The sequence below is a fragment of the Pseudomonas sp. BNK-7 genome, assembly GCF_048072025.1.
In the GTDB taxonomy this organism is placed as follows: Bacteria; Pseudomonadota; Gammaproteobacteria; order Pseudomonadales; family Pseudomonadaceae; genus Aquipseudomonas; species Aquipseudomonas danubii.
Genome location: NZ_CP182252.1, coordinates 3,042,464 through 3,068,052, shown reverse-complemented (window position 1 = coordinate 3,068,052; position 25,589 = coordinate 3,042,464). Strand labels below are relative to the sequence as shown.

The following is a 25,589-nucleotide window of genomic DNA, read 5'->3' as shown; positions in this document are numbered from 1 at the left end:
AGGCTTGATTTTAGGCGCTGCCTGTCAGCGCTGGGTAGGCAACGCCGACCATTGCACCAACAGCGCTTCCAGCAGCAACACGCGATTGAGGTTGGCCTTGCTCAGAACCTTTTGCCGCTGGGCCAGGATCCAGTCCTGGATCGCCAGCACCTTGTCCTGGCCGGACTTTTGCGCCAGGTACTGCAGCACCTTGCGCATGTCCTGCAACCCCAGCCCGTCTTCGTCCTGGGTCAGTTGGTAGCGCAGGATCAGGTTCGACCAGTCACAGAACCAATCGAACAGCAGCAACAAGGGGATGGCATTCCAGGCCTCGGCCAACTGGGTTGGCGACTGTTGCTGCTTGAGCAACTTCTTCACCCCCTCTACCACCAACGCCCGCTGTTCACGCACCCCTTGGGCCTGCAAGCCGACGGCAGCCAGCGGCGATCCCGCCGCGAGGGTCAGCAGCTCCAACCGCTCCTCCTCGGTGCATTCAGGCAAGGCCTGGGACAGCCACTGCTGACTCATTGCCGCGCTGGGCAATGGGCACGCCTGCTGCACACAACGGCTCTTGATGGTGGGCAACAGCCGGCTGGGCTGATGGCTCACCAGCAACAGCACGGTGTCGCCTGAAGGCTCCTCAAGGCTTTTCAACAGGGCGTTGGAGGCGTTGATGTTCATCGACTCCACAGGCTCGATCAGCACCACCTTGCGTCCGCCCAGCTGCGCAGTCTGGACCACGAAACTCACCAGCTCGCGAACCTGGTCGACCTTGATCGCCTTGTCCGCCTCTTCGGGTTCCAGCACGTAATTGTCTGGATGACTACCCGCCTGCAACAACAGACAAGACTTGCACTGACCGCAGGCATCCAGCCCGTCGGGGCGCTGGCACAACAGGCGCGCCATCAGGCGTTCAGCCAGGGCCCGCTTGCCAATTCCCGCCGGGCCGTGCAGCAGGTAGGCGTGAGCATGCTGCGCGCGCCCCGCCAACTGTTGCCAGAGGCCGTCCTGCCAGGGAAAGACCTCAGCCACGGGCGCGCTCCAGCAATTGTGGCAGCAAGGCATCCAGGGACCGCTGGACCTGCGCCAGTGGCTGCGCCGCATCCACCAGGAAATAACGCTGCGGAGCAGCTTCAGCTCGCTTCAGGTAAGCCTCACGCACCTTCTGGAAAAACGCCTGGCCTTCCTGCTCGAAGCGATCCAGCCGGCCACGGGCACTGGCCCGGGCCAGGCCAACGTCCACTGGCAGGTCAAACACCAGGGTCAGGTCCGGGCGCAGCTGGCCCTGGACGAAATCCTCAAGGGCAGCGATGCGCGCAAGGCTCAGGCCACGACCGGCCCCCTGATAGGCGTAGGTCGAGTCGGTGAAGCGGTCGCACAACACTACCGCGCCCCGGGCCAGTGCCGGGCGAATTACCGAGGCCAAGTGCTGGGCGCGGGCCGCGAACACTAACAGCAGCTCGGTATCGGCGCTCATGACCTCCTCCCCCGGAGTCAGCAACACTTCGCGAATCCGTTCAGCCAGGGGCGTGCCACCAGGCTCGCGGGTCAACAACACTTCGATGCCTGCAGCGCGCAAACGCTCGGCGAGGTACTCGCGGTTGGTGCTTTTGCCGGCACCTTCCGGGCCTTCCAGGGTAATAAACAAGCCAGTCACAGGCAGTCCTTAATCAAAGTCATTGCGGGCGTTTCGGCGCGGGTTCGGGCTCCACCGGAGCCGCAGCCGGCGTAGGTGACGCTGGTGGCGAGCTGTCCGGCGCCGCCTGAGGCGCAACTGCCGGCGCCGAACTCTCGGCTTCGGGAGCGGCCGGAGCAGTTACTGGCGCCGGGCTGGAACGATAGTCGGCGCGACGCTTGAGCTGGAACTCGCGCACGGCGCTGTTATGGGCATCCAGATCATCGGAGAACACATGGCTGCCGTCACCTCGGGCAACAAAATACAGGCTCTTTCCCGGCACCGGATTGAGAGCGGCATGAATCGCCTCGCGCCCGACCATGGCAATCGGCGTGGGTGGCAACCCGGCAATCACATAGGTGTTATAGGGCGTGGCTTCCTTGAGATGTGCCCGGGTCAGCTTGCCGTTGTAGCGCTCACCTAGACCATAGATCACGGTAGGATCGGTCTGCAGCAGCATGCCGATCTGCATGCGCCGTACAAAGACCCCGGCGATCTGTCCACGCTCATGGGGCACGCCGGTTTCCTTTTCCACCAGCGACGCCATGATCAGCGCCTGATAGGGATCACTGTAAGGCGCATCATCAGCCCGCCTGCTCCACTCCTTGGCCAGTACATCGTCCAGGCGGTCATAGGCTTTTTCCAGAAGCTCGGCATCGGTCATGCCGCGCACAAAACGATAGGTATCGGGGAAGAAACGCCCCTCGGGGAACACGCCGCCGTGTCCGAGCTTCTCCATCACCTGGCTGTCGCTGAGACCGGTCAGGGTCTGTTGCAATTTGTCGCTCTTGGCCAGGGCATTGCGCACCTGACGGAAGGTCCAGCCCTCCACCAGGGTCAGGCTGTACTGCACCACCTCGCCTCGCTGCCAGAGACCGATCAGGCCTTCGGCAGTCATGCCCGGTGTCATGCGGTACTCGCCGCTGTGCAAAGGCTGCCCCGGCAAGTTGAAGCGCCAGTAAAGGCGCAGCCAGAACGCGTCCTGGATCACGCCATCAGCCTGCAGACGATTGAAGGTTCCGGTGGGCGTGGAACCGGCGGGAACATCGAGCAGTTGCTCCTGACTCAGGTTCAGCGGTTGTTCCAGGGCCGAGTGCAGTTTCCAGGCACTCGCGCCCAGCAGCAGACCTGCCAGGACCAGTCCGGTTTCCAGCAGGAGCAGTAATTTACGTCTCACGAATCAAGCATCCAGTAGTGCGCGGGTAATGCCCTGCAGTTTACGGGTGAGCGCACCCGCCGACCAGCTCATCCCGGCGCAGCCAAGCACTGGCCAAATGCCGTAGACACTGTTGCAGACGAAGACCTCGTCCGCCTGTTGCAGTTGATCAAGGCTGATATCCGTCACTTCAAAGGGGATGCCTTGTGACTCGGCCTGAAACAAAATTTCAGCGCGCATCACTCCAGCCACACCGCAGCGACTCAGATCAGCCGTCAGCAGACGCCCCTGACTGACCAGAAACAGATTGCTGAATACACCTTCGATCACCCGTCCGGCAGCGTCGAGCATCAAGCCTTCGGCGTGCTCGGGATCGCTCCATTCAGCGCGAGCCAGAACCTGTTCAAGGCGATTGAGATGCTTGAGGCCGGCCAACAGCGGCTGCTCGGATAAACGCGTGACGCAAGGGAACAGCACAACCCCCTGATCGGCATGAGCCGCCGGATAAGCCGGCAAGGCCCCGCCCTGGAGAATCCGCCGCGCAGCACCTGCAGGATCGGCGGCATATCCTCGCAGGCTGTCGCCCCGGGTCAGGATCAGCTTGAGCACGCCCTCCCCCAGGGCCGCCGCATAGGCCAGCACTTCGTCGCGAATCAGCGCCTGATCCGCGCTCAGCGCCAGACGTCGGCAGCCTTCGGCCAGACGCTGCAAGTGCCGCTCCAGCAGTTGCGGTTGCCCGGCTCGGACAGCGATGGTCTCGAACAGACCATCGCCATAGGCCAGGCCGCGGTCCCTGAGCGACAGCGCGTCAGCTGGCCGACCGTCGACCCAGCTATGCATTACTCGGAGAACCGGCGGAACACCAGGGAGCCGTTGGTGCCACCAAAGCCGAAGGAGTTGGACAGCACCACATCGATGTCCATGCTGCGCGCAGTGTGCGGCACGAAATCGAGGTCGCAACCCTCATCCGGTTCATCCAGGTTGATGGTGGGCGGCGCAGCCTGACTGTTGATTGCCAGTACGCTGAAGATCGCCTCGATCGCCCCGGCAGCACCCAGCAGGTGACCGGTCATGGACTTGGTGGAACTGACCGCGAGCTTGTAGGCATGGTCGCCGAACACGCTCTTGATCGCTTCGGCTTCCGCCAGGTCACCGGCCGGAGTCGAAGTACCATGGGCGTTGATGTACTGCACTTGATCGACATTGAGCTTGGCGTCACGCAAGGCGTTGGCGATGCAGCGAGCGGCACCGGCGCCATCGGCGGGTGGCGACGTCATGTGATAGGCATCACCGCTCATGCCGAAGCCGATCAGCTCAGCGTAGATGGTGGCGCCACGAGCCTTGGCGTGCTCCAGTTCCTCAAGAACTAGGGCACCCGCACCGTCGGCCAGCACGAAGCCATCACGCCCCTTGTCCCACGGACGGCTGGCACGGGTCGGCTCGTCATTGCGAGTCGACAGCGCACGGGACGCACCGAAGCCCCCCATACCCAGGCCACAGGCGGCCATTTCGGCGCCACCGGCAATCATCACGTCGGCTTCGCCGTAGGCAATGTTGCGCGCGGCCATGCCGATGCAGTGGGTACCAGTGGTACAGGCAGTAGAAATGGCATAGTTCGGCCCCTGGGCACCCAGATGGATGGACAGGAAGCCGGAAATCATATTGATGATCGAACCGGGCACGAAGAACGGAGAAATCCGCCGTGGGCCGGAATCGTGCAGGATGCGGCTGGTTTCTTCGATATTGGTCAAACCGCCAATACCCGACCCCATGGCCACACCGATGCGCTCGCGGTTGGCATCGGTGACTTCCAGGCCGGCGTTACGCACCGCCTGAAACCCGGCCGCCAGACCGTATTGAATGAACAGGTCGAGTTTGCGGGCCTCTTTGGCCGACAGGTACTCCTCGACATTGAAGCCCTTTACCGAGCCGCCAAAACGGGTGGAATAGGCAGAAAGGTCGGTGTGTTCGATCAGACCAATGCCACTTTGGCCAGCCAGAATGCCCTGCCAGCTACTCGGTACATCCGTACCCAGTGGCGACAACATACCCATACCGGTGACTACGACGCGTCTACGCGACACAGCACTCTCCTTTTTCTAATGACGACACTTTGTATCAGGCCTAAAGAAAAAACCGCACGCCGTAACGGCAGTGCGGTTTTTCCATGACAGCAAAAGACGACTACAAACGATTAAGCCTGGTGGCTGGTAACGTAGTCGATAGCTGCTTGAACGGTAGTGATCTTTTCAGCTTCTTCGTCAGGGATTTCGGTCTCGAATTCCTCTTCCAGAGCCATCACCAGCTCAACGGTGTCAAGGGAGTCGGCACCCAGGTCTTCAACGAAGGAAGCGGTGTTCACAACTTCTTCTTCTTTAACGCCCAGTTGCTCAGCAACGATTTTCTTGACGCGCTCTTCGATGGTGCTCATACCTTGTTTTCACTCCTAATGGACAAATTCAGGCAGCTGGCCAGTGGGTAAGTGTATAGAAAGGCTTTTCAGCTTTTCAACTGAAAGCTTCATCCCTCAAACCCTTTGGCCATCTGCCTATAAATTGATTGCAGCTTTATAACGGATTTTAGACAGCTCGTATGACATTTTTTTGAAGCAATCCGTCACATTTGACTCACATATACATCCCGCCGTTGACCGGGATTGTAGCCCCAGTAACGTATGCCGCACCGTCGGATGCCAGAAAAGCGACCACTTGCGCGATCTCTTGAGCCTGACCCAGACGACCCAGCGGAATTTGCGTCAGCAGGGCTTCACGTTGTGCTTCCGGCAACTCGCGGGTCATATCGGTATCGATAAAACCGGGAGCAACCGAGTTCACAGTGATCGACCGCGAACCCACTTCACGCGCCAGGGCACGGCTGAAACCTTCCAGACCGGCTTTGGCGGCGGCGTAGTTTACTTGGCCTGCGTTGCCCATGGCACCCACAACAGAGCCAATACTGATAATTCGACCCCAACGAGCCTTGGTCATGCCACGCAAAACACCCTTGGACAGGCGATACAGACTATTCAAGTTGGTATCGACCACGTCGTACCACTCGTCATCTTTCATGCGCATCATCAGGTTGTCGCGAGTGATACCGGCGTTGTTCACCAGGATCGCCGGCGCACCGAACTGCTCGGTGATGCTGGCCAGAACCGCAGCCACGGACTCGTCGCTGGTGACATTGAGCTCAAGGCCGGTGCCTTGAATGCCGTTTTCCTTGAGGGTAGCGGCGATGCGCTCGGCCCCCGATGCGGAAGTGGCAGTACCCACCACGGTGGCGCCCATACGCCCCAGCTCAAGCGCGATGGCCTGGCCGATCCCACGGCTGGCGCCGGTCACCAGTGCAACTTTACCTTGCAGACTCATGCAAGCTTCTCCTAGTTCAGGCCAACGCTGCACGAGCGGCAGCGAAAGCATCTGGGGTATTCAGGTTAGAGGTCGACACGCCTTCGGCGCAGCGCTTGTTGAGACCGGCCAGGACCTTGCCCGGACCGCATTCCACCAGCTGGGTGGCGCCCTGATTCGCCAGGGTCTGCACCGACTCGACCCAGCGCACAGGCTTGTACAGCTGTTCCAGCAAGTCGCGCTTGAGAGTATCTAGGTCGGCCGCCACGGCGGCGCTGACATTCTGTACCAGCGGAATCTGCGGTGCCTGCCAGTTGATCGCAGCAATCGATTCAGCGAAACGCTCAGCCGCAGGACGCATCAGCTCGCAATGGGACGGCACGCTGACCGGCAATGGCATGGCGCGCTTGGCTCCGCGCGCCTTGCAACCCTCGATAGCACGGTCCACCGCCGCCTTGGCACCAGCGATCACCACCTGGCCCGGGGAGTTGTAGTTCACCGCACTAACCACTTCACCTTGCGCAGCTTCTGCACAGGCCGCCACGACATCGGCGTCGTCCAGACCAAGAATGGCCGCCATGCCGCCTTGACCTGCCGGCACGGCTTCCTGCATCAGCTGACCACGACGCTCGACCAGCTTGACCGCTTCGGCCAGAGTCAGACTGCCAGCGGCCACCAGAGCGCTGTATTCACCCAGACTGTGACCCGCGACGAAGGCCGGACGCGCACCACCCTCAGCCAACCAGACACGCCATAGGGCGATGGAGGCGGTGAGGATGGCCGGTTGAGTCTTGTCGGTTTGGTTGAGCAGCTCTTCGGGACCTTGCTGGGTCAGAGCCCAGAGGTCGTAGCCCAGAGCATCGGAGGCTTCCTTGAAGGTATCGAGGATCAGTGGGTACTGCGCGCCCAACTCGGCCAACATGCCGAGGGACTGCGAGCCCTGTCCTGGAAAGACGAATGCGAGGGATGCAGACATGTAACAAGCCCCTAATGATCTTGTCGTAGGAGAATTGACGTCACACCGCGGTGGACGCAAGAAACTGACAGTTGGATGGCCAATTGAACTGAGCGGTCACATTTAAGCACTCCACAGGATAAACGCCTAAAGCAACAGATCTTCAAGGCGCCCATGCAGGCGTCGCGGCAGGTCTTCCTGGATTTCGATCAATGCACGCTGAATCGCACTCTGAAACCCCTGAACACCCGCAGAACCGTGGCTTTTCACCACTATTCCCTGCAACCCGAGAAAGCTCGCACCATTGTGCCGAGCCGGCGCCAGGTCCGCCTGTAATCGCCGCATCAGCGGCAAGGCCAGCACACCTACGGCGCGGGATAGCAGATTGCGCCTGAACAATGCCTCGATACGAGCAGCAATCATGGTGGCCAGCCCCTCGCTGGACTTGAGCAGGATGTTGCCGACAAAACCGTCGCACACCACCACATCCGCCTCGCCGCGATACAACCCGTCACCTTCAACGAAGCCTATGTAGTTCAGCCCTCGCGCCTGCTGAAGCAGACTCGCCGCCAGCTTGACCTGCTGATTACCCTTGATGTCTTCGGTACCGATATTCAGCAAGGCCACTCTTGGCCGCACGATGCCCAGGCTTTGTGCCGCAACCGACCCCATGATTGCGAACTGCAACAGGTGCTCGGCACTGCAATCGACGTTGGCCCCCAGGTCCAGCAACTGGCAATAGCCGCGCTGAGTGGGAATGGCAGCCACCATCGCCGGACGATCGATGCCGGGCAGGGTCTTGAGCACGTAACGCGACAGAGCCATCAGCGCCCCGGTATTACCTGCACTGACACAAGCCTGGACCTTTTCATCCCGCAACAACTCGAGCGCCACCCGCATCGACGAATCAGACTTGCCACGCAATGCCTGGGCAGGCTTCTCGTCCATGGCAATCACTTCGCTTGCCGGAGTAATCGTCAGGCGTGCGCGATCCACGGCCGAATGACCGGAGAGCAGCTCTTCAAGTAGGGAGGGTTGACCGACCAGGGTCAGGTGCAGCGAGGGGGTAGCAGACAGGCAAGCAATACTGGCCTGAACAATGCTGCGGGGACCGAAGTCCCCGCCCATTGCGTCAATCGCGATGACTTGAGCGGACAAGGATTACTCGTCAGCGCCCTTGTCGATCACTTTACGACCACGGTATACGCCTTCTGGCGATACGTGGTGACGCAGGTGAACTTCACCGGTGGTCTTTTCTACGGACAGGGTGCTAGCCTCGAGAGCATCGTGGGAGCGACGCATGTCACGGGCAGAGCGGGATTTTTTGTTCTGCTGAACAGCCATAATTGATTAACTCCTAAACGTTTGGGTCACGCTTTAACTGCGCCAATACACTGAACGGGTTGGACCGCGTTACCTCGTCCTCGCTCGGTTCGGGCTCATCGAGCCCCGCCGGCTGCTGGCATTCTTCCGGATGATGAGCAGGCACGATGGGCAAGGCAAGCAAAAGCTCTTCCTCGACCAACGCCTGCAGATCCAAAGGATCTTCGCCCAGTTCCAGCACGTCATAACCTTTCGGCAACGACTGGGTATTCGCACCCTCCTTCACCACGGCGTAACTGCACTCGCTGTGGATCGGCAGGGTGACCAGCTCAAGACAACGCTGGCAAACCATTTTGACTTCGACGTCGATGGAGCTGTGGATAACTACAGCTTTACGCTCGTCACGCTCGAAAACGAATTTAGCCTGCACCGTACCGACATTGTCGGAAAGCGGGTCGCAGAGTCTCTCCAAATCGGCCAGCAGCAGTTCACCTTGAAGGGTGGTGCCACGGTCAGCCAATTTGCGCGGGTCAACGTGAGGTGGAATCGGGTCATTCAACATAGGCGCAGCATTATAGGGATGCCCCCGGCCATGTCAAAGGAAATTCAGCCCTGTCCGTCACTTGCGACCCCCGCTAGAATTCCCGCCCCACCCCAGGAGATGCGCATGCTGCCTTTATTACTAGCTTCGAGCTCGGTGTACCGCCGAGAATTGCTCTCTCGCCTGCAACTCCCCTTCACTTGCAGCTCTCCTGACATTGACGAAAGCCACCGCCCAGGCGAGCACGCCATAGAGCTGGTGAAGCGCCTGGCCGAGGAAAAAGCCCGCGCCCTGGCAACCACCCACCCAGCACACCTGATCATCGGCTCGGATCAGGTGGCGATACTGGGAGAGCGCGTCATCGGCAAGCCTCACACCTTCGACAAGGCCCGCCAGCAGTTGCTGGACGCCAGCGGCGCGAGCGTGACCTTCCTCACCGGCCTAGCACTGCTCAACAGCAAGAGCGGCCAATGCCAGGTGGACTGCATCCCCTTTACGGTCAACATGCGCCACCTCGACAGCGCCCGCATCGAACGCTACCTGCACGCAGAGCAGCCCTTCGACTGCGCCGGCAGCTTCAAGGCCGAAGGCCTGGGTGTCAGCCTGTTCCAGAGCACCATCGGCAGCGATGCCACCAGCCTCATAGGACTGCCACTGATCCGCCTGGTGGACATGCTACTGGCCGAAGGCGTGGAAGTGCCCTGAGCAGACACTAAAAAGCCGGCACTGCGGCCGGCTTTTTACCCCCCCCCGAAGTCAACGCAAGGTTGGCCCCTGAAAGCCCATCCACATGGCGATCTGCTCAGCCACGCTGGCGCCCAGCTTCTTCGAGAAACGATCGAAAGGCGACTCCTGAACAGTAAAATCCACCACTTCCTTCTCGCCGATCACATCCCGCGCCACCGAACTGGTGCTGCCCAGGCCGTCAATCAAGCCCAACTGCAGTGCCTGCTCACCAGACCAGACCAGCCCGGAGAACAGCTCAGGATGCTCCTTGTCCTTGAGACGCTCGCCACGCCCCTGCTTGACGCTGGCGATGAACTGACGATGAGTTGTATCCAGCACACCTTGCCAGAACTGGGTCTCTTCAGGCTTTTGCGGCTGAAACGGATCAAGGAACGACTTGTGCTCGCCAGAGGTATAGGTACGGCGCTCGACCCCCAGCTTCTCCATGGCACCGACAAAACCGTAACCGGCAGCCGTAACCCCAATGGAGCCCACCAGACTCGCCTTGTCGGCATAGATCTGATCAGCAGCACTGGCAATGTAATAAGCGCCAGAAGCACCGAGATCAGAAATCACCGCATACACCTTGGTGTCCTTGTGCAGAGCCCGTAAACGGCGAATCTCGTCATAAACATAGCCAGACTGCACCGGACTGCCGCCAGGACTGTTGATACGCAAAACAACGCCCTTGACCTTGGGATCATCAAAGGCCGTGCGCAAGCTACCGACGATATTGTCCGCGCTTGCAGACTCCTTGTCGGCAATCACCCCCGTGACATCGATCACTGCGGTGTAGCTACCACCACGAGCGGCGCTCTTCTCCATGGTCATCAACGGAGTAAACAACGCCAGCGCGACAAACAGGTACACAAAGGTCAGCAGCTTGAAGAAAATCCCCCAACGCCGCGAACGACGCTGCTCCTGAACACTGGCCAGGAGGGTCTTTTCCAACAACTGCCAGCTTTTATCGTCACCACCTTCAGCGCCGGCCTTGCTTGGCGCCTTCCATTCATCAGACATGCTTGCTACCCCAACGAAAACTTAATCGACACCCTGACTGAGCCAGGCGTGCAACTCAGGAAAACGATCGATGGACAGGCGCGGCTCAAACACCTGCAAGGCCTCAATGGACTGAGCACCGTAGCTAACCGCCACCGAATCCATGCCAGCATTACGCGCCATCAACAGATCAAAGGACGAATCCCCGACCATCAATGCCTGCCGAGGCCCAACACCGCAATGAGCAAGAATCTCCTCCAGCATCAAGGGATGGGGCTTGCTGGCAGTCTCATCGGCAGCCCGGGTGATATCGAAATACTCTTCCCAGCCATGAGACTTCAGCACCCGATCCAAGCCCCGGCGCGCCTTGCCCGTAGCGACCGCCAACCGATAACCCTCAGCCCGAAAAGCCTCAAGAGACGACACCACTCCAGCAAACAACGGTGAAGGCTCAGCCTCAAGCGCGATGTAGTGTTCCGCGTAATGCTGACGAAAGGCGACCAACTGGCCGTCGTCGATTTCCGGATACAAGGTACGAATCGCCTCCGGCAACCCAAGCCCAATGATGCCCTTGACGGCAAAATCATCACGCCGAGGAAAACCGGATCGATCGGCAGATACGTGCATCGACTCAACAATCCGACCAATGGAGTCAGCCAGAGTGCCGTCCCAATCGAAGATCAGCAGTTGGTAATCAGGGTGCACTCAAGCGCTCCACGGTTTTGGCCCACATGTCGTCCACTGGGGCCTGCAACTTCAGCTCACCACCATCCGGCAGCGGCACCGTCAACATATAGGCATGAAGAAAGAGGCGCTTGCCGCCCAACTCGCGAATCTCACGAGTGAAATCATCGTCGCCGTATTTGCTGTCGCCAGCGATGCAGTGCCCGGCGTGCAGGGTGTGCACACGAATCTGATGCGTACGCCCGGTGACCGGCTTGGCCTCGACCATAGTGGCGAACTCACCGAAGCGGCGCAGCACCTTGAACACCGTCAAGGCCTCCTTGCCCTCCTCGTTCACCTCCACCATGCGCTCGCCTGAGCGCAGATTGCTCTTGAGCAACGGCGCCCGCACCTGCTTCAGCGCAGTAGCCCAGTGACCACGAACCAGCGCCATATAGCGCTTATCCACACCATCACCGCGCAAAGCGGCATGCAGGTGGCGCAACATGCTGCGCTTCTTCGCGATCATCAACAGGCCAGAAGTATCGCGATCGAGGCGATGCACCAGCTCCAGCTCCTTGGCATCCGGGCGCAACTGACGAAAGGCTTCGATTACCCCGAAATTCAGGCCGCTTCCGCCATGCACAGCAATGCCTGCAGGCTTGTTGATCACAATCAGGGCCTTGTCTTCGAAGACGATCGACGCCTCAAGACGCTGCAGCAAACCTTGCGCCAGCGGCACCGGCTCGTCGCGCTCAGGCACGCGCACCGGCGGCACGCGCACCACATCACCCGCCTGCAGCTTGTATTCGGGCTTGATCCGCCCCTTGTTCACCCGCACTTCGCCTTTGCGCAAAATGCGATAAATCAAGGTCTTGGGCACGCCTTTGAGCCGAGCGAGAAGGAAGTTATCAATTCGTTGGCCGGCATATTCCGGCGAGACCTCAAGCATTTGAACGCCTGGGGTCGAGGGGGCAGTAGTCGTCATGGCGCGAATGATAACAATTTTTTATGGATTTGAAGCACTTAATGATTGCTGCTATAGTCGCGAACGCCGCCAAAAGCGGCTGGACAGCGGAACAGCGGCAACTAGCCGGCCCTGACCAACGCAATTCATAAGGACGCAAGGCCGTCCTACGCAGCTCTCGCTACATACCGGAAGAGTCTGACGTTGTAACAAGCGCAGGTGACATGAGGCCTGAAACCCGTAGAAAGCAGAGTTATCACTCGCCTTTTACGCAGCGATTAACGGCCAGTTCACAAAGTGCAGTCGGCGACAGACAACCCCGAGCGAAGGTTACGGAAACAACGCCTTTAGCCATGATGCGTGACCTCCCCTTTCGGAGTTCACGGTAAATGCCAACCCGCTGCGGATTCTGCGCGCGGCAGCACCCGAATTATCAGGGATACGTGTAGGGTGGAGATGCACAACCGTCGGACTGTGTAGCATTAGGCTTTATTCAAGACGCTTCATCTCGTCCACAGTCGCCGGTTGATTCCTCCTCCTGACAGACTTTTGCTTAAGCGGTGCCTTAGTCACCACAGCAAGCAGGACGCGTGAGTCGCGACTTCGTTCTTAGTTATTCGGACGAACCTCGCTAGACACTCGAGTGGTCAACCACTCCTGACGCACCTGACACCGACCGTGAGAAGTCGTGTGTGCCGAACGCCGTTTCCGGCAGCCCGGAAACCGACGGTACTACATGAAAAGAATGCTGATTAACGCAACTCAACCCGAAGAGTTGCGTGTTGCCCTGGTAGACGGCCAGCGCCTCTACGATCTGGACATCGAGTCCGGTGCACGCGAGCAGAAAAAGGCCAACATCTATAAAGGCCGCATCACTCGTATCGAACCAAGCCTTGAGGCTGCCTTTGTCGATTTCGGCTCTGAGCGCCACGGCTTCCTGCCCCTCAAAGAAATCTCCCGCGAATACTTCAAGAAAGCCCCCGAAGGCCGCGTCAACATCAAGGACGTCCTGAGCGAAGGCCAGGAAGTCATCGTCCAGGTCGAAAAAGAAGAGCGTGGTAACAAGGGCGCCGCCCTGACCACCTTCATCAGCCTGGCGGGCCGTTACCTGGTACTGATGCCGAACAACCCACGTGCCGGCGGCATCTCCCGCCGCATCGAAGGCGAAGAGCGCAACGAACTGCGTGAAGCGCTGAACGGCCTGGTAGCTCCTGCCGACATGGGCCTGATCGTGCGCACTGCCGGCCTGGGCCGCAGCAGCGAAGAGATGCAGTGGGACCTGGATTACCTGCTGCAACTCTGGACCGCCATCAAAGAAGCATCGCTGGATCGCTCCGCGCCATTCCTGATCTACCAGGAAAGCAACGTGATCATCCGCGCGATCCGCGACTACCTGCGCCAGGACATCGGCGAAGTGCTGATCGACAGCGTTGAAGCCCAGGACGAAGCCCTGACCTTCATCCGCCAGGTGATGCCGCAGTACGCCAGCAAGATCAAGCTGTACGAAGACAGCGTGCCGCTGTTCAACCGTTTCCAGATCGAAAGCCAGATCGAGACCGCCTTCCAGCGCGTGGTTGAACTGCCTTCCGGCGGCTCCATCGTCATCGACCCGACCGAAGCCCTGGTGTCCATCGACATCAACTCGGCCCGCGCCACCAAAGGCAGCGACATCGAAGAAACCGCCCTGCAGACCAACCTGGAAGCAGCGGAAGAAATCGCTCGCCAACTGCGCCTGCGTGATATCGGCGGCCTGATCGTCATCGACTTCATCGACATGACCCCAGCCAAGAACCAGCGCGCCGTGGAAGAAAAAGTCCGCGAATGCCTGGAAGCCGACCGCGCCCGCGTGCAGATCGGCCGCATCTCGCGCTTTGGCCTGCTGGAAATGTCCCGTCAGCGCCTGCGCCCATCCCTGGGTGAAAGCAGCGGCATCGTCTGCCCACGCTGCAACGGCACCGGCATCATCCGTGACGTCGAGTCGCTGTCCCTGGCGATCCTGCGCCTGATCGAAGAAGAAGCCCTGAAAGACCGCACCGCCGAAGTTCGCGCCCAAGTGCCGATTCCGGTCGCCGCCTTCCTGCTCAACGAAAAACGCAACTCGATCACCAAGATCGAACTGCGCACCCGTGCCCGCATCGTCATCCTGCCGAACGATCACCTCGAAACGCCGCACTTCGAAGTTCAGCGCCTGCGCGATGACAGCCCGGAAGCCAACACCAATCAGTCCAGCTACGAAATCGCCGCTGCCGCTGCCGAAGCCGAAGAAGTTCAGCCAACCGCCGCCACCCGTACCCTGGTTCGCCAGGAAGCCGCAGTGAAGACCGCTCCGGCCCGCGCCAACGCACCAGTGCCAACCGAAGCCCCTGCACCGGTTGCCGCTCCAGCTCCGGTTGTTGCCGAGCCGAGCCTGTTCAAAGGCCTGGTGAAGTCCCTGGTCAGCCTGTTCGCCACCAAGGAAGAGCCAGCGGCTCCAGTTGTGGTCGAGAAGCCAGTGACCGAACGTCCTGCGCGCAGCAACGAAGAACAACGTCGCAACGGCCGCCAACAGAGCCGCAACCGTAACGGTCGCCGCGATGAAGAACGCAAGCCGCGCGAAGAACGTGCTCCGCGTGAAGAACGCGCACCACGGGAAGAGCGTCAGCCACGGGAAGTTCGTGAAGCCCGTGAAGAAGTACAAGGCGTAGCCCGCGAAGAACGCGCTCCACGCGCACCTCGTGAAGAACGTCAACCACGCGCCCCTCGCGAGGACCGCAAGCCACGTGGCGAGCGTGAAGAACGTGTTCGCGAACTGCGTGAACCTCTGGATGCCGCTCCGGCTGCAGCCGCCGCTACCGCCGCTGCTGTGACTGAAGAGCGTCCAGCTCGCCAGCCACGTGAAGAGCGCCAGCCGCGTCAACCACGTGAAGAGCGCCAACCACGCGCCGAGCAGGCTCAAGCCGCTGCCGCCAGCGAAGAAGAAGTGCTGCCGAACGAAGAGCAACTGCAGGAAGAGGGCCAGGACAACGCCGAAGGCGAACGTCCACGTCGTCGCTCCCGCGGCCAGCGTCGTCGCAGCAATCGTCGTGAACGTCAGCGCGATGCCAACGGCAATGTGATCGAAGGCTCGGAAGAGAACGGCGAAGAGCCGAGCAGCGCCGACCTGGCTGCCGGCCTTGCGGTTACCGCTGCCGTTGCCAGCACCGCCATCAGCGCCAACGCTGAAGCCGAAGCGCATCAGCAAGCCGAACGTGCTACGGCCGCGGTTGAAGAAAAAGCTCCGCAAGCGCCTGTTGTTGAAGCCACCACTGCAGTGGAAGCTCCAGCAGCTCCAGCGGTTGAAGTTGCTCCAGTAGCCGAAGCAGCTCCGGTTGTTGCAGAACCCGCCCAGGTTGAAGTCGCTGCCGAACCCGCCGTGGTTGTGGAAGCACAGCCAGTGGTTGCCCAGCAGCCCGTGGCAGAACCTGTAGCCCCAGCGCCAGTGACTGAAGAAAAGGCCATCGAGCCGGCTCAGGAAACTCCAGTGCCTGCAACTGAGCCTGTAGCTGTCGAACAGCCAGTGGTCGCCCAGCAACCAGCACAGGCCGAAGAGCCTGCTCCGGTTGCCGCCCCTGTGGTTGCCGAAGCACCCGCTCCAGTGATCGAGGCCGCTCCTGCCAGCGCCCTGACCAGCAACGGTCGCGCACCAAACGATCCGCGCGAAGTGCGTCGTCGCAAGCGTGAAGCCGAGCGTCTGCAGAAGGAAGCCGAACTGGCTGCCGCAGGTGCCCCGGTTGAAGCCGTGGTCGCTGCCGAACCCGCTCCGGTAGAAGCGCCAGTGGTCGTCGAGGCCGCTCCAGCGCCTGTCGAAGCAGCCGAAGCAGCACCTGCGCCTGTCGCCGAACCTGCGGTCGAGCAAGCTGCCCCAGCCGTGGAAGAGGCTCCGCACAACGTCGAGCACGCCGTTGAGCACGTAGCCCACACCGAGGAGAAACAGCACGAGCCTAAACCTCTCGTCTGACTCCATCGGCAATGAAAAAGCCCCGCCCGGTTAACCGAGCGGGGCTTTTTCATGCCTGCCATTCAGCGTTCCCGATAGACCAGCGCCTCGGGTCGATCCACATCCCATACCACTCCCGGGTCGGTCACTGACACCTCGACCACCTTGCCCGAGGCAAACAGGCACTTGGCACCGCGATCACCGGACAAGCCTTGCAATGCGGCGCCATAAGCCCGACCAAACCCCACCGGATGCCCCAGATCGTCACCCAGCCGAGGCACGCTGATGGCCTCCTCGGTCAACGCCTCGATTACCCGCGTTATGGTGCCTGGCAAGATAAAGGGCATATCCCCGAGCAAAATCACCCAACCACCGGCATCGGCACTAGCAGCCACTGCCGCCGCCAGACTCTGGCCCATGCCAAGGGAATCCAGCAACAGCACCTGGCAGCCATAAGCCTGCGCCAGTTCCGCCACCTGCGGCCGTCCCGGCGTCGTGACCAGCACTCGCCGATGCATTTCCACCGGCAGGTTGACCAGCACCTGTTCCAGCACCGGTCGCAATACACCATCGCGACCTCTGCAAGGTGCCAGCAACTTATCCTGATCGCTCCCTGCCACCTCTCGATAACGACTGCCCTGCCCCGCCGCCAGGATGACGGCGCAAGGCGGGGCAATCATGTGGTCGCCTCGGCCACTCGGGCCAACGGCTTCTTCTGCAAGGGCTCAATGCCGTTCTTGATCGCCACGATCTCCGCCATCAGCGACAAGGCAATCTCCGCCGGCGTATGACTGCCGATGTGCAACCCCACCGGGCCATGCAAACGCTCGATGGCCGGCGCTGACAATCCCAAGAGCGCCAGGTTGTCCCGACGTTTCTGGCTGTTGACCCGAGACCCCAGGGCTCCGACATAAAACGCCGGGGAATCGAGCGCCGTCAGCAGGGCCATGTCATCCAGACGCGGATCATGAGTCAGCGCCACCACCGCCGTGCGCTCATCGGGCTTGATACTCAGCACTGCATCGTCGGGCATGCCGGCGACAAAGCGCCCATCCTGATCCTCCCACCCTTGCACGAACTCCTGGCGCGGATCACAGACCAGCACCTCGAAGTCCAGCAGACGGGCCATTTGCGCCACATAACGGGAAAGCTGCCCGGCGCCGATCAGCAACAGACGCCAGCGCGGCCCATAGATCGCCCGCAGAGTGAGCCCGTCGAACGCCAGCTCATCCGTCTTGCTCGCCGCCTTGAGCAGCACCTGGCCGCTACTCAGGTTCAATTCCCGAGCCACGATCTGGTGCGCTTCGCAGCGCTCCAGCAACTCGGCGACCCAGGAAGGATCGCCAACCCGCTCCTCGGTCAGGCGCAAGGTGCCGCCACAAGGCAGGCCAAAACGTGCCGCCTCCTCCAGGGTCACACCATAGGTCAGCAACTGCACCGGCGGCCCGGACAGGGACAAGCGCCCATCCGCCAGGCGCGTGATCAAGTCGTCCTCGATACAACCACCGGATACCGAGCCAATCACCACCCCATCGTCGCGCAAGGCCAACATGGCACCCGGCAACCGGGGCGCACTGCCCCAGGTCTGCACCACGCTATAGAGCACCACCGTGCGCCCGGCGCGGCGCCACTCCAGAACACTGCGCAGGACATTCAGGTCGACGCTGTCCATCAGGCACCCGCCTGCTGCCAACCCTGCAGCTGGTAGCGCACGGGCAGATTGCGGATGCGCTTGCCGGTGGCGGCGAAGATGGCGTTGCACAGGGCCGGCGCAATGGGCGGTACACCTGGTTCACCAACGCCTCCCAGCGGCACCTCGCCCGGCGGAGTCAGCAAATGCACCTGCACCTCTTTCGGTGCCAGGGACATGCGTGCCACCTCATACATATGGAAATTGTCCTGCTGCACCTTACCGTCCTTGAAGCTGATCTCTCCCAGCACCGCATTGCCCAGGCCCATGACACAAGCCCCCTCGAACTGCGAACGAATACGCTCAGGGTTGATCTGCGGACCGCAATCCACAGCGATATCAGCCTTGTGCACAATCAGCGTGCCGTCCTCCTTCACCTCCACATCGATCACCGCTGCCACATAGGTCACGAAGCTGTAGTGCACCGCCAACCCCAGGCCACGCCCCTTGGGCAGCGAGCGCCCCCACCCGGCGGCCTTGGCCGCGGTTTCCAGCACCGCGCGCATGCGCCCGGTATCGATCGGGTAACGCTCAGGGGACTCGCCGTAATTCCATTCTTCGCTCAGGGTTCGCGGATCGATCTGACGGTCCGGCCCCAACAGCTTGAGCTGGTACTTCAGTGGGTCCTGGCCCGCCTTGTGGGCCAGTTCGTCGACAAAACTCTGAATGGCAAAACCGTGGGGAATGTTCGACACCGAGCGATACCAACCTACCCGGGTATGGGCCGCAGCTTCGGGGTTTTCCAGGCGCACATTGGGGATCGCATAGGCCATGTTGGTGAAGCCCATGCCCAGCTCGAAGGCGCCTTCATGGTTCATCCCCGGGGCAAACAACGCGGTAATGCTAGGCGCCACGGTGCGATGCAGCCAGGCGGCAGGCATGCCGTCCTCGCTTAACCCGGCCTTGAGGTACTCCGCCGACACCGTATGGAAGTAGGAGTGGTGGATATCATCCTCCCGGGTCCACTGCACCCGCACCGCCTTGCCGGGAAACGCCTTGGCCAGGATGGCCGCTTCAAGAATGAAGTCCGGCTTGGATTTGCGTCCGAAGCCGCCGCCCAGCAGGGTGACATTGACCGTGACCTGGTCAAAGCCGATGCCCAGGCGCTCGGCAATCCGCTCGCGGGTGACCTGAGGCGCCTGACTCGGCGCCCAGGCCTCGCAACGGCCATCCATGAAGCGCGCCACGGCCACCATCGGCTCCATGGGCGCCTGGGCCAGGTGCGGCAGGTAATAGGTGACTTCCAGGCTGCTCTGCGCACCACTCAGGGCTTCATCCAGGTTGCCGGTGCTGCGCACCACCTTGCCCGGCTTTTGCGCAGCCGCCTCCAACTCCTTGCGATATTCGATGGAGTTGTACCCGGCATTGACTCCATCGTCCCACTCGATCTTCAAGGCATCGCGGCCCTTGATCGCCGCCCAGGTGTTGCTCGCCACCACCGCCACACCGCCCAGGGGCTGGAACTCGGAAGGCAACGGGCGGCCATCGATGGGCATGACCTTGATCACCCCAGGCACCTTCAGCGCTGCACTGTCATCCACGGACTTGACCTTGCCGCCATAGACTCGGGGCCGCGCCACTGCCGCAAACAGCATGCCTTCAAAGTGCACATCGGCGCCGTACACCGCACGACCATTGACGATGTCCTCGCCGTCGATGGCCCGGGTCGCCTCTTTACCGATATAGCGAAACTCCGACGCCTGCTTCAGCCGCAGGCTGTCCCGGGCCGGCACCGCCAGAGCCCCCGCCGCTGCGGCCAGAGCGCCATAGCCCAGTTCGCGCCCGCTGGGTTGGTGAACCACTTTGTGCAACTGCGCCCGGCACTCGCTCAGCGGTACTTGCCATTGCTCGGCGGCGGCCTGTTCCAGCATGGTTCGCGCAGCGGCGCCGCAACGACGCATGGGCTCGTACCAATGGCGCATGCTGCGCGAACCGTCGGTGTCCTGGTTGCCAAAGCGCGCTTCGTCCCCGGGCGCCTGCTTGACCTTGACCTGAGCCCAATCGGCCTCCAGCTCATCAGCCACCACCATGCTAAGGCTGGTCCGCACCCCCTGGCCCATCTCCGAGCGGTTGCAGATCACCGTCACGCTGCCGTCACTGGCGATGCTCACATAGACCTTGGGATCGTCGACCCAGCCATGGGGCATGCCGTCGGCACCGAACTTCTGGTCTTCGGCAAACGCCTGCTGCCAGCCCCAACTGGCCGCCAGCACCAGGGCTCCGGTTGCCCCCACGCCCTTGAGAAAACTCCGGCGACTGAGGTTGCTCAGGGCAAAATCACTGGGTAGGTGGTTCATGCCTTGGCCTCCTGCAGATGGTTGGCTGCCTGGCGAATCGCAGTCTTGATCCGGTTGTAGGTGCCGCAGCGACAGATATTGCCGAGCATCGCCTCCTCGATCTGCTCGTCGCTGGGATTGGGATGGATCTTGAGCAATGCAGTGGCGGACATGATCTGTCCGCCCTGGCAATAACCGCACTGGGCCACCACTGTATCCAGCCAGGCCTGCTGCACCACCTGCCCGACCGGATCGTTGTGCAGGTTATCGATGGTGCTGATGTTCTTGCCCAGCACCGAGCCGGCCGGGGTGATGCAACTGCGCGCCGGATCACCGTCGATATGAACGGTGCAGGCGCCGCACAGGCCCATGCCGCAGCCGAATTTGGTGCCGCTGTAACCCGCCACATCGCGGATGGCCCACAACAGTGGCATGTCCTCGGTGACGTCCAGTGGATGATCTTGACCGTTGAGCTTCAGGGTAATCATGGGCACGCCCGCATTCTATGAGGTGATGGGGTCGAGCCATCTGCCACGCAGCAGCGCGGCTGCGGTGCGCGCAGATCGGCTCAGGCTAATCGGGCTCTCTTGTGAAGACGGGGCTTCACCGGGCCTTTGGCGACGACAAATACTCACATTGTTAGCAAGCTAAGTTAAGTCGTCATGCATAAAAAAGCCTTGCAGGGTGTAAACCGTGCAAGGCTTTGGACTCAAGCGCTGAGCTTAGTTCAAGAGCTGCCTCAATACAGATTCGGCTCCATCTCCAGCTCGACACCAAAGCGCTCGGCGATATCGCGCTGGATGCGCCGGGCCAACTCCAACAGTTGCAAGCCTGTGGCCGTACCGTAGTTCACCAGCACCAGGGATTGCAGGCGATGCACACCGGCATCGGCATCGCGAAAGCCTTTCCAGCCCGCCTGTTCGATCAGCCAGCCAGCCGCCAGCTTGACCTGCCCGTCGGCCTGGGGATAACCCACCAACCCCGGATGCGACTGCTTGATCTGCGCCGCCAGCACCGCCGACACCACCGGGTTCTTGAAAAAGCTGCCGGCATTGCCAAGCACCGCCGGGTCCGGAAGTTTCTCGCTGCGGATGCTGCAAATCGCCCGGCTGACATCCCTGGCGGTCGGCTGTTCGATGCCCTGCTCACTCAGGCGCTGACGCACCGGACCGTACTCCAGATGCAGATGATCGACACGATTGAGGGCAAAACGCACCCGCAGAATCAGCCAGCGGCCGGCCTGATGCTTGAACAGGCTGTCGCGGTAGGCGAACTGGCACTGGGCCAGGTCGAAGTCCCGCAGTTCGCCGGTCTGCCGATCCAGGGCGGTGAGACCGACGAACACGTCCTTGATCTCGACACCATAGGCACCGATGTTCTGCATCGGCGCGGCGCCGACGGTGCCGGGGATCAGGCTGAGGTTCTCCAGCCCGGACAAGCCCTGGTCCAGGGTCCATTGCACGAAGGGATGCCAGGTTTCGCCAGCCTCGGCTTCCACCACCACCCGCAGCCCGTCATCGCTAAGCAAGCGAATCCCACGGGTGGCCATGCGCAACACCAGTGCCTGGATATCCGTCGTCAGCAGCAGGTTGCTGCCGCCGCCGATCACCAGCAGTGGCAACTGCTGATCGGCGCAATAGGCCAGGGCCTCGCGTACGTCGTCATCGCTGTGGGCCTGGGCGAACCGCTGCGCCTTGACCTCGACCCCGAAACTGTTGAACGGCTTGAGGGACACATCGGATTGAATGTCCAGGCTCATAACCGCCCCTTCAGTTCGATCACCAACCGATCACAGGCATCCTCGATCAGGTCCAGCACCTGCTCGAAGCCCTGCTCACCGTCGTAATACGGGTCAGGCACTTCATCCAGCGGCGCCTCGTAGCGGCGCAGGAACAGATCCAGCTCGGCCTTGCCCAAAGCCGGCTGCAGAGCCTTGAGGTTGCGCAGGTTGCTCTGGTCCATGGCGAAAATCAGGTCATACACGGCGAAATCGGCACTGCCAACCTGCTGCGCCCGTTGCGCAGAAAGGTCGTAGCCGCGCCGCAAGGCCGCCTGCTGGCTGCGCTTGTCCGGCGCCTTGCCAACGTGCCAGTCGCTGGTGCCGGCAGACGCGACCTGAACCTGATGACCCAGGCCGGCTTCTTGCAACTTATGGCGCAACACGCCTTCGGCGGTGGGCGAGCGGCAGATATTGCCCAGGCAGACGAACAGAACCCGCATCACGCCTCCAGCAGGCGCCGAACGCGCTCAAGGTCTTCAGCGGTATCGACGCCAGTGGGAGGTGCTTCCAGGGCATCGGCAACGTGGATGCGCACGCCGTGCCACAGGGCACGCAACTGCTCCAGGGACTCGGCGTTTTCCAGCCAGCACGGCCCCCAACTGACGAAGTCATGGAGAAAACCTGCACGGTAGGCGTAGATACCGATGTGTCGGCGATAAGGCACGCCTTCCGGCAACTGATCATGACTCTTGGCAAAGGCATCCCGGGCCCACGGCAAGGGGGCGCGACTGAAGGTCAGGGCCAGGCCGTTGAGGTCAGTAACCACCTTGACCACGTTCGGATTGAACAGAGTCTGTGCGTCCTCGATCGGCTCGGCCAGGGTAGCCATGCGCGCTTCGGTATGGGCCGCCAGGTTGGCCGCCACCTGATCGATCACCGAAGGTGGAATCAGCGGCTCATCACCCTGGACGTTGACCACAATGGCATCCGCCGCCAGGCCGAGCTTGCCCGCGACTTCCGCCAAACGATCGGTACCCGAATTGTGGTCTTCCCGCGTCAGCAGCGCTTGCGCGTCAAAGCCCTGGCAGGCCTCGACGATACGCTGATCATCGGTGGCCACCACCACTCGCTCGGCGCTGCTCTTGCAGGCCTGCTCCCAGACCCACTGGATCATCGGCTTGCCGGCGATCAGTTGCAGGGGTTTGCCTGGCAGACGGGTGGAGGCGAAACGCGCCGGGATGACCACGGTGAAAGCGCTGCTCATTTGTCCAGGCGCTCTTCGGTGGTCAGGGTACGGGCCTCGCTTTCCAGCATCACCGGGATGCCGTCGCGAATCGGGTAGGCCAGGCCGGCGCCCTTGCTGATCAGCTCGGTCTTGTCGGCGCTGAGTTTGAGAGGGCCTTTGCAGATCGGGCAGGCCAGGATGTCGAGCAGTTTGGTGTCCATGAGGTTTCCCTGGATAAAAGCGATTAAGGCAACAGACGATCAGGCAGCAGGCGCATCAGCTGGGTATCGAACCAGGCGATGAAGGCTGCGGACGGCACGGCGTCCACCGCCAGGTACCACCAGTCGGCTGCCGCGAAGTCACGGCACTTGACCGCATCTTTTTCGGTCATGACCAGCGGCAATGACGGGGTGAAGGCCAAGGCCTGCGCACTGTATTGGGCGTGATCGGCAAATGCATGGGGGACAGGCCGCCAGTGTAGCGTTTCAAGGGTATTGAAGAAACGCTGGGGGTTGCCGATACCGGCCACCGCGTGCACCGCTTGCCCTGGCGCGAAGTGTTCCACCGGGCGACGCTCGCCGCTCTGCAGATTGACCAGCACCGAAGGCTTGAGATGGAAGGCAAAACCATCGGTGCGATCATCAAAGGCGCCGTTGTAGAGCAGGGCATCGACACTGTGCAGACGCTCCACCGGCTCACGCAGCGGGCCGGCCGGCAAACAGCGACGATTGCCCAGGCCGCGGGCCGCGTCGATCAGCACCAGTTCCAGATCACGGGCCAGACGGTAATGCTGCAGGCCGTCGTCGGAAAGAATCAGATCCAGCGGTTCGGCAGCCAGCAAGGCCTGCACCGCGCGGCTGCGATCCGGGTCGATCATCAGCGGCACGCCACAGCGCTGAACGATCAGCAGCGGTTCATCACCAGCCACGGTGGCGCTGTCGTCGGCCGTCACTCGCCAGGGCAGTTGCGGCGGCTTGGCGCCATAGCCACGGCTGACCACCCCGACCCGCAGGCCAAGGCGCTGGCAGTGCTCCACCAACCACAGGATCAACGGCGTCTTGCCAGTGCCTCCGACGGTGATGTTGCCCACCACGATCAAAGGCACCGGCGGTTGATAGATCGCCCCCTCACCTGCCAGAAAACGCTGGCGCTTGCCCACCACCACGCGGCGGTACAGCCATTCCAGGGGCTGCAGCAGTTTCAGCGCAGGATGGCCGTTGTACCAGGCGGCAAGCAGACGATCAGAAAGTGCCATCAGGGTGCCGGCGCCGCCTCGACGGTGGTCATGCGCAAATGGCTGAAACCGAGCTTGCCGGCCGCGTCCATGGCAGTGATCACCGCTTGATGTTGTGTCTTGCCGTCGGCACTGATGGACAACGGCAGGTTGGTGTCTCCCGCCGACTCTTTCTGCAAGGCGTCCATCAGGGTCGCCAGGTCATTCTTCGGCAGCACCTGATTGTTGACCGAGAACACGCCATCAGCGCTGATGGCGATATCCAGCTGCTTGACCTGCTGGTCTTCGGCGGGCGAGCCGCTGACCGCTTCCGGCAGATCGACCCGCAGTTGGGTCTCCCGGGTAAAGGTGGTGGTAACGACGAAAAACAGCAGCAGGATGAACACCACGTCAATCAACGAAGCAAGGTTGATGTCCACGGTTTCCCGGGGTTTGCGACGGAATTTCACGCTTTGCCCTCAGCCAGGTCGACATCGCGGTCGCCCTGGATCACTTCCACCAGCTTGATCGCTTCCTGTTCCATGCCCACCACCAGCTCATCGACCCGGCGTTGCAGGAAACGGTGGAAGAACACCGAAGGAATACCCACCATCAAACCGGCGGCAGTGGTGATCAGTGCCTTGGAAATACCACCGGCAAGCACTGCAGCGTTGCTGGTCATGCCCGAACCCATGAACGAACTGAAGATATCGATCATGCCCAGCACCGTACCCAGCAGGCCCAGCAAGGGCGCCATGGCGGCGATGGTGCCGAGGGCGTTGAGGTAGCGCTCGAGTTCGTGAATGACCCGGGCCGCCGCCTCCTCGATGCATTCCTTCATGATCTCGCGACCATGCTTGGAGTTGGCCAGGCCCGCTGCCAGGATCTCTCCCAGGGGCGAATCGGCACGCAGTTCCTTGAGTTTCTCCTTATTGAGTTGCTTGTCCTTGATCCAGCGCCAGACCTGGCCCAGCAAATGGGGCGGGGTGACTCGGCTGGCCCGCAGGGTCCACAAACGCTCGGCGATGATGCCCACAGCCGCGATGGAACTCAGAATGATCGGCAACATCATCCAGCCGCCGGATTTGACCAATTCCCACACAGTGACAGTCCCCTCGAAAAAGTGCGCCACTCTAACATAGGGGCTGGACGCACCGAAGACCGTGATGTCGCATGCTC

At 61.4% G+C, this 25,589-nt stretch carries 27 protein-coding genes; 2 read left to right on the top strand and 25 right to left on the bottom strand.

Features of this window, described 5'->3' with window-relative positions:
* Positions 1-24: 24 nt before the first annotated feature.
* From ACMGF8_RS14335 to ACMGF8_RS14285, 11 genes are all read right to left on the bottom strand, one after another.
* Complete coding sequence (locus ACMGF8_RS14335) at positions 25-1,011, bottom strand: DNA polymerase III subunit delta' (RefSeq protein ID WP_102878935.1); 987 nt, start codon at positions 1,009-1,011, stop codon at positions 25-27.
* Positions 1,004-1,636, bottom strand: coding sequence for a dTMP kinase (gene tmk, locus ACMGF8_RS14330; protein ID WP_416759994.1), 633 nt, complete (start codon positions 1,634-1,636; stop codon positions 1,004-1,006). Before tmk ends, ACMGF8_RS14335 begins: the two co-directional genes overlap by 8 nt.
* A gap of 19 nt (positions 1,637-1,655) precedes the next feature.
* On the bottom strand, positions 1,656-2,831 hold the full coding sequence (mltG, locus tag ACMGF8_RS14325) for an endolytic transglycosylase MltG (RefSeq protein ID WP_416759992.1): 1,176 nt from the start codon (positions 2,829-2,831) through the stop codon (positions 1,656-1,658).
* A 3-nt stretch (positions 2,832-2,834) separates the two neighbouring features.
* Entirely contained in the window at positions 2,835-3,650 is an 816-nt protein-coding gene (gene pabC / locus ACMGF8_RS14320) for an aminodeoxychorismate lyase (protein WP_207167295.1), read from the bottom strand.
* On the bottom strand, positions 3,650-4,894 hold the full coding sequence (fabF, locus tag ACMGF8_RS14315; RefSeq protein ID WP_102863910.1) for a beta-ketoacyl-ACP synthase II: 1,245 nt from the start codon (positions 4,892-4,894) through the stop codon (positions 3,650-3,652). The genes pabC and fabF overlap by 1 nt, the downstream gene beginning before the upstream one ends.
* A 110-nt stretch (positions 4,895-5,004) precedes the next feature.
* Entirely contained in the window at positions 5,005-5,241 is a 237-nt protein-coding gene (acpP, locus tag ACMGF8_RS14310) for an acyl carrier protein (protein ID WP_003175607.1), read from the bottom strand.
* A gap of 196 nt (positions 5,242-5,437) precedes the next feature.
* A complete protein-coding gene (gene fabG, locus ACMGF8_RS14305) occupies positions 5,438-6,178 on the bottom strand; it encodes a 3-oxoacyl-ACP reductase FabG (RefSeq protein ID WP_011060118.1) in 741 nt (246 codons plus the stop codon).
* Positions 6,179-6,194: 16 nt separating this feature from the next.
* On the bottom strand, positions 6,195-7,133 hold the full coding sequence (gene fabD / locus ACMGF8_RS14300) for an ACP S-malonyltransferase (RefSeq protein ID WP_102863911.1): 939 nt from the start codon (positions 7,131-7,133) through the stop codon (positions 6,195-6,197).
* Positions 7,134-7,259: 126 nt separating this feature from the next.
* Positions 7,260-8,270, bottom strand: a complete 1,011-nt coding sequence (gene plsX, locus ACMGF8_RS14295; protein WP_416759988.1) for a phosphate acyltransferase PlsX — start codon at positions 8,268-8,270, stop codon at positions 7,260-7,262.
* A 3-nt stretch (positions 8,271-8,273) separates the two neighbouring features.
* Positions 8,274-8,456: a 50S ribosomal protein L32 gene (gene rpmF, locus ACMGF8_RS14290; protein ID WP_003179396.1), complete on the bottom strand. Its 183-nt coding sequence runs from the start codon at positions 8,454-8,456 to the stop codon at positions 8,274-8,276.
* A gap of 13 nt (positions 8,457-8,469) precedes the next feature.
* Complete coding sequence (locus tag ACMGF8_RS14285; protein ID WP_011060115.1) at positions 8,470-8,997, bottom strand: YceD family protein; 528 nt, start codon at positions 8,995-8,997, stop codon at positions 8,470-8,472.
* 105 nt (positions 8,998-9,102) lie between these two features.
* On the opposite strand from ACMGF8_RS14285, the gene ACMGF8_RS14280 reads away from it, so the two are divergent.
* A complete protein-coding gene (locus ACMGF8_RS14280; protein WP_207167294.1) occupies positions 9,103-9,681 on the top strand; it encodes a Maf family protein in 579 nt (192 codons plus the stop codon).
* Between the two features lie 51 nt (positions 9,682-9,732).
* Here ACMGF8_RS14280 and sppA read toward each other — a convergent pair whose 3' ends face one another.
* The 3 genes from sppA to rluC are packed head-to-tail and all read right to left on the bottom strand — an operon-like array spanning position 9,733 to position 12,352.
* Positions 9,733-10,722: a signal peptide peptidase SppA gene (gene sppA, locus ACMGF8_RS14275; protein ID WP_207167293.1), complete on the bottom strand. Its 990-nt coding sequence runs from the start codon at positions 10,720-10,722 to the stop codon at positions 9,733-9,735.
* Positions 10,723-10,743: 21 nt separating this feature from the next.
* Positions 10,744-11,406: an HAD-IA family hydrolase gene (locus ACMGF8_RS14270; protein WP_102863915.1), complete on the bottom strand. Its 663-nt coding sequence runs from the start codon at positions 11,404-11,406 to the stop codon at positions 10,744-10,746.
* Entirely contained in the window at positions 11,396-12,352 is a 957-nt protein-coding gene (rluC, locus tag ACMGF8_RS14265; RefSeq protein ID WP_102863916.1) for a 23S rRNA pseudouridine(955/2504/2580) synthase RluC, read from the bottom strand. The genes ACMGF8_RS14270 and rluC overlap by 11 nt, the downstream gene beginning before the upstream one ends.
* Positions 12,353-13,067: 715 nt before the next feature.
* On the opposite strand from rluC, the gene rne reads away from it, so the two are divergent.
* The gene (gene rne / locus ACMGF8_RS14260; RefSeq protein ID WP_207167292.1) at positions 13,068-16,307 is read left to right on the top strand and encodes a ribonuclease E; all 3,240 of its coding nucleotides are present in this window, start codon (positions 13,068-13,070) and stop codon (positions 16,305-16,307) included.
* 62 nt (positions 16,308-16,369) lie between these two features.
* On the opposite strand, the gene ACMGF8_RS14255 is transcribed toward rne, so the two are convergent.
* The 11 genes from ACMGF8_RS14255 to ACMGF8_RS14205 form a co-directional block, all read right to left on the bottom strand.
* On the bottom strand, positions 16,370-16,966 hold the full coding sequence (locus ACMGF8_RS14255) for a nucleotidyltransferase family protein (protein WP_207167291.1): 597 nt from the start codon (positions 16,964-16,966) through the stop codon (positions 16,370-16,372).
* The gene (locus tag ACMGF8_RS14250; RefSeq protein WP_102863919.1) at positions 16,963-17,958 is read right to left on the bottom strand and encodes an XdhC family protein; all 996 of its coding nucleotides are present in this window, start codon (positions 17,956-17,958) and stop codon (positions 16,963-16,965) included. Before ACMGF8_RS14250 ends, ACMGF8_RS14255 begins: the two co-directional genes overlap by 4 nt.
* Entirely contained in the window at positions 17,958-20,273 is a 2,316-nt protein-coding gene (locus ACMGF8_RS14245; protein WP_102863920.1) for a xanthine dehydrogenase family protein molybdopterin-binding subunit, read from the bottom strand. Before ACMGF8_RS14245 ends, ACMGF8_RS14250 begins: the two co-directional genes overlap by 1 nt.
* Positions 20,270-20,740 (bottom strand): (2Fe-2S)-binding protein, encoded by a 471-nt coding sequence (locus ACMGF8_RS14240; protein ID WP_207167290.1) that lies wholly within the window; start codon positions 20,738-20,740, stop codon positions 20,270-20,272. The genes ACMGF8_RS14245 and ACMGF8_RS14240 overlap by 4 nt, the downstream gene beginning before the upstream one ends.
* Before the next feature lie 251 nt (positions 20,741-20,991).
* Complete coding sequence (gene murB / locus ACMGF8_RS14235) at positions 20,992-22,011, bottom strand: UDP-N-acetylmuramate dehydrogenase (protein WP_115581895.1); 1,020 nt, start codon at positions 22,009-22,011, stop codon at positions 20,992-20,994.
* A complete protein-coding gene (locus ACMGF8_RS14230) occupies positions 22,008-22,472 on the bottom strand; it encodes a low molecular weight protein-tyrosine-phosphatase (protein ID WP_102863923.1) in 465 nt (154 codons plus the stop codon). Before ACMGF8_RS14230 ends, murB begins: the two co-directional genes overlap by 4 nt.
* On the bottom strand, positions 22,472-23,236 hold the full coding sequence (gene kdsB / locus ACMGF8_RS14225) for a 3-deoxy-manno-octulosonate cytidylyltransferase (RefSeq protein WP_416759982.1): 765 nt from the start codon (positions 23,234-23,236) through the stop codon (positions 22,472-22,474). Before kdsB ends, ACMGF8_RS14230 begins: the two co-directional genes overlap by 1 nt.
* Complete coding sequence (locus tag ACMGF8_RS14220; RefSeq protein WP_011060103.1) at positions 23,233-23,418, bottom strand: Trm112 family protein; 186 nt, start codon at positions 23,416-23,418, stop codon at positions 23,233-23,235. The genes kdsB and ACMGF8_RS14220 overlap by 4 nt, the downstream gene beginning before the upstream one ends.
* A 23-nt stretch (positions 23,419-23,441) precedes the next feature.
* A complete protein-coding gene (gene lpxK / locus ACMGF8_RS14215) occupies positions 23,442-24,452 on the bottom strand; it encodes a tetraacyldisaccharide 4'-kinase (RefSeq protein ID WP_416759979.1) in 1,011 nt (336 codons plus the stop codon).
* Complete coding sequence (locus ACMGF8_RS14210) at positions 24,452-24,880, bottom strand: ExbD/TolR family protein (protein WP_102863926.1); 429 nt, start codon at positions 24,878-24,880, stop codon at positions 24,452-24,454. Before ACMGF8_RS14210 ends, lpxK begins: the two co-directional genes overlap by 1 nt.
* Positions 24,877-25,512 (bottom strand): MotA/TolQ/ExbB proton channel family protein, encoded by a 636-nt coding sequence (locus ACMGF8_RS14205; RefSeq protein WP_162884118.1) that lies wholly within the window; start codon positions 25,510-25,512, stop codon positions 24,877-24,879. The genes ACMGF8_RS14210 and ACMGF8_RS14205 overlap by 4 nt, the downstream gene beginning before the upstream one ends.
* Positions 25,513-25,589 lie beyond the last annotated feature (77 nt).

Coding starts and splice junctions, on each gene's coding strand:
- pabC (WP_207167295.1), bottom strand. CDS start 3,650: ATGCATAGCTGGGTCGACGGTCGGCCAGCTGACGCGCTGTCGCTCAGG.
- acpP (WP_003175607.1), bottom strand. CDS start 5,241: ATGAGCACCATCGAAGAGCGCGTCAAGAAAATCGTTGCTGAGCAACTG.
- fabG (WP_011060118.1), bottom strand. CDS start 6,178: ATGAGTCTGCAAGGTAAAGTTGCACTGGTGACCGGCGCCAGCCGTGGG.
- fabD (WP_102863911.1), bottom strand. CDS start 7,133: ATGTCTGCATCCCTCGCATTCGTCTTTCCAGGACAGGGCTCGCAGTCC.
- rpmF (WP_003179396.1), bottom strand. CDS start 8,456: ATGGCTGTTCAGCAGAACAAAAAATCCCGCTCTGCCCGTGACATGCGT.
- ACMGF8_RS14285 (WP_011060115.1), bottom strand. CDS start 8,997: ATGTTGAATGACCCGATTCCACCTCACGTTGACCCGCGCAAATTGGCT.
- ACMGF8_RS14280 (WP_207167294.1), top strand. CDS start 9,103: ATGCTGCCTTTATTACTAGCTTCGAGCTCGGTGTACCGCCGAGAATTG.
- sppA (WP_207167293.1), bottom strand. CDS start 10,722: ATGTCTGATGAATGGAAGGCGCCAAGCAAGGCCGGCGCTGAAGGTGGT.
- rluC (WP_102863916.1), bottom strand. CDS start 12,352: ATGACGACTACTGCCCCCTCGACCCCAGGCGTTCAAATGCTTGAGGTC.
- rne (WP_207167292.1), top strand. CDS start 13,068: ATGAAAAGAATGCTGATTAACGCAACTCAACCCGAAGAGTTGCGTGTT.
- ACMGF8_RS14255 (WP_207167291.1), bottom strand. CDS start 16,966: ATGATTGCCCCGCCTTGCGCCGTCATCCTGGCGGCGGGGCAGGGCAGT.
- ACMGF8_RS14250 (WP_102863919.1), bottom strand. CDS start 17,958: ATGGACAGCGTCGACCTGAATGTCCTGCGCAGTGTTCTGGAGTGGCGC.
- ACMGF8_RS14245 (WP_102863920.1), bottom strand. CDS start 20,273: ATGAACCACCTACCCAGTGATTTTGCCCTGAGCAACCTCAGTCGCCGG.
- ACMGF8_RS14240 (WP_207167290.1), bottom strand. CDS start 20,740: ATGATTACCCTGAAGCTCAACGGTCAAGATCATCCACTGGACGTCACC.
- murB (WP_115581895.1), bottom strand. CDS start 22,011: ATGAGCCTGGACATTCAATCCGATGTGTCCCTCAAGCCGTTCAACAGT.
- ACMGF8_RS14230 (WP_102863923.1), bottom strand. CDS start 22,472: ATGCGGGTTCTGTTCGTCTGCCTGGGCAATATCTGCCGCTCGCCCACC.
- kdsB (WP_416759982.1), bottom strand. CDS start 23,236: ATGAGCAGCGCTTTCACCGTGGTCATCCCGGCGCGTTTCGCCTCCACC.
- ACMGF8_RS14220 (WP_011060103.1), bottom strand. CDS start 23,418: ATGGACACCAAACTGCTCGACATCCTGGCCTGCCCGATCTGCAAAGGC.
- lpxK (WP_416759979.1), bottom strand. CDS start 24,452: ATGGCACTTTCTGATCGTCTGCTTGCCGCCTGGTACAACGGCCATCCT.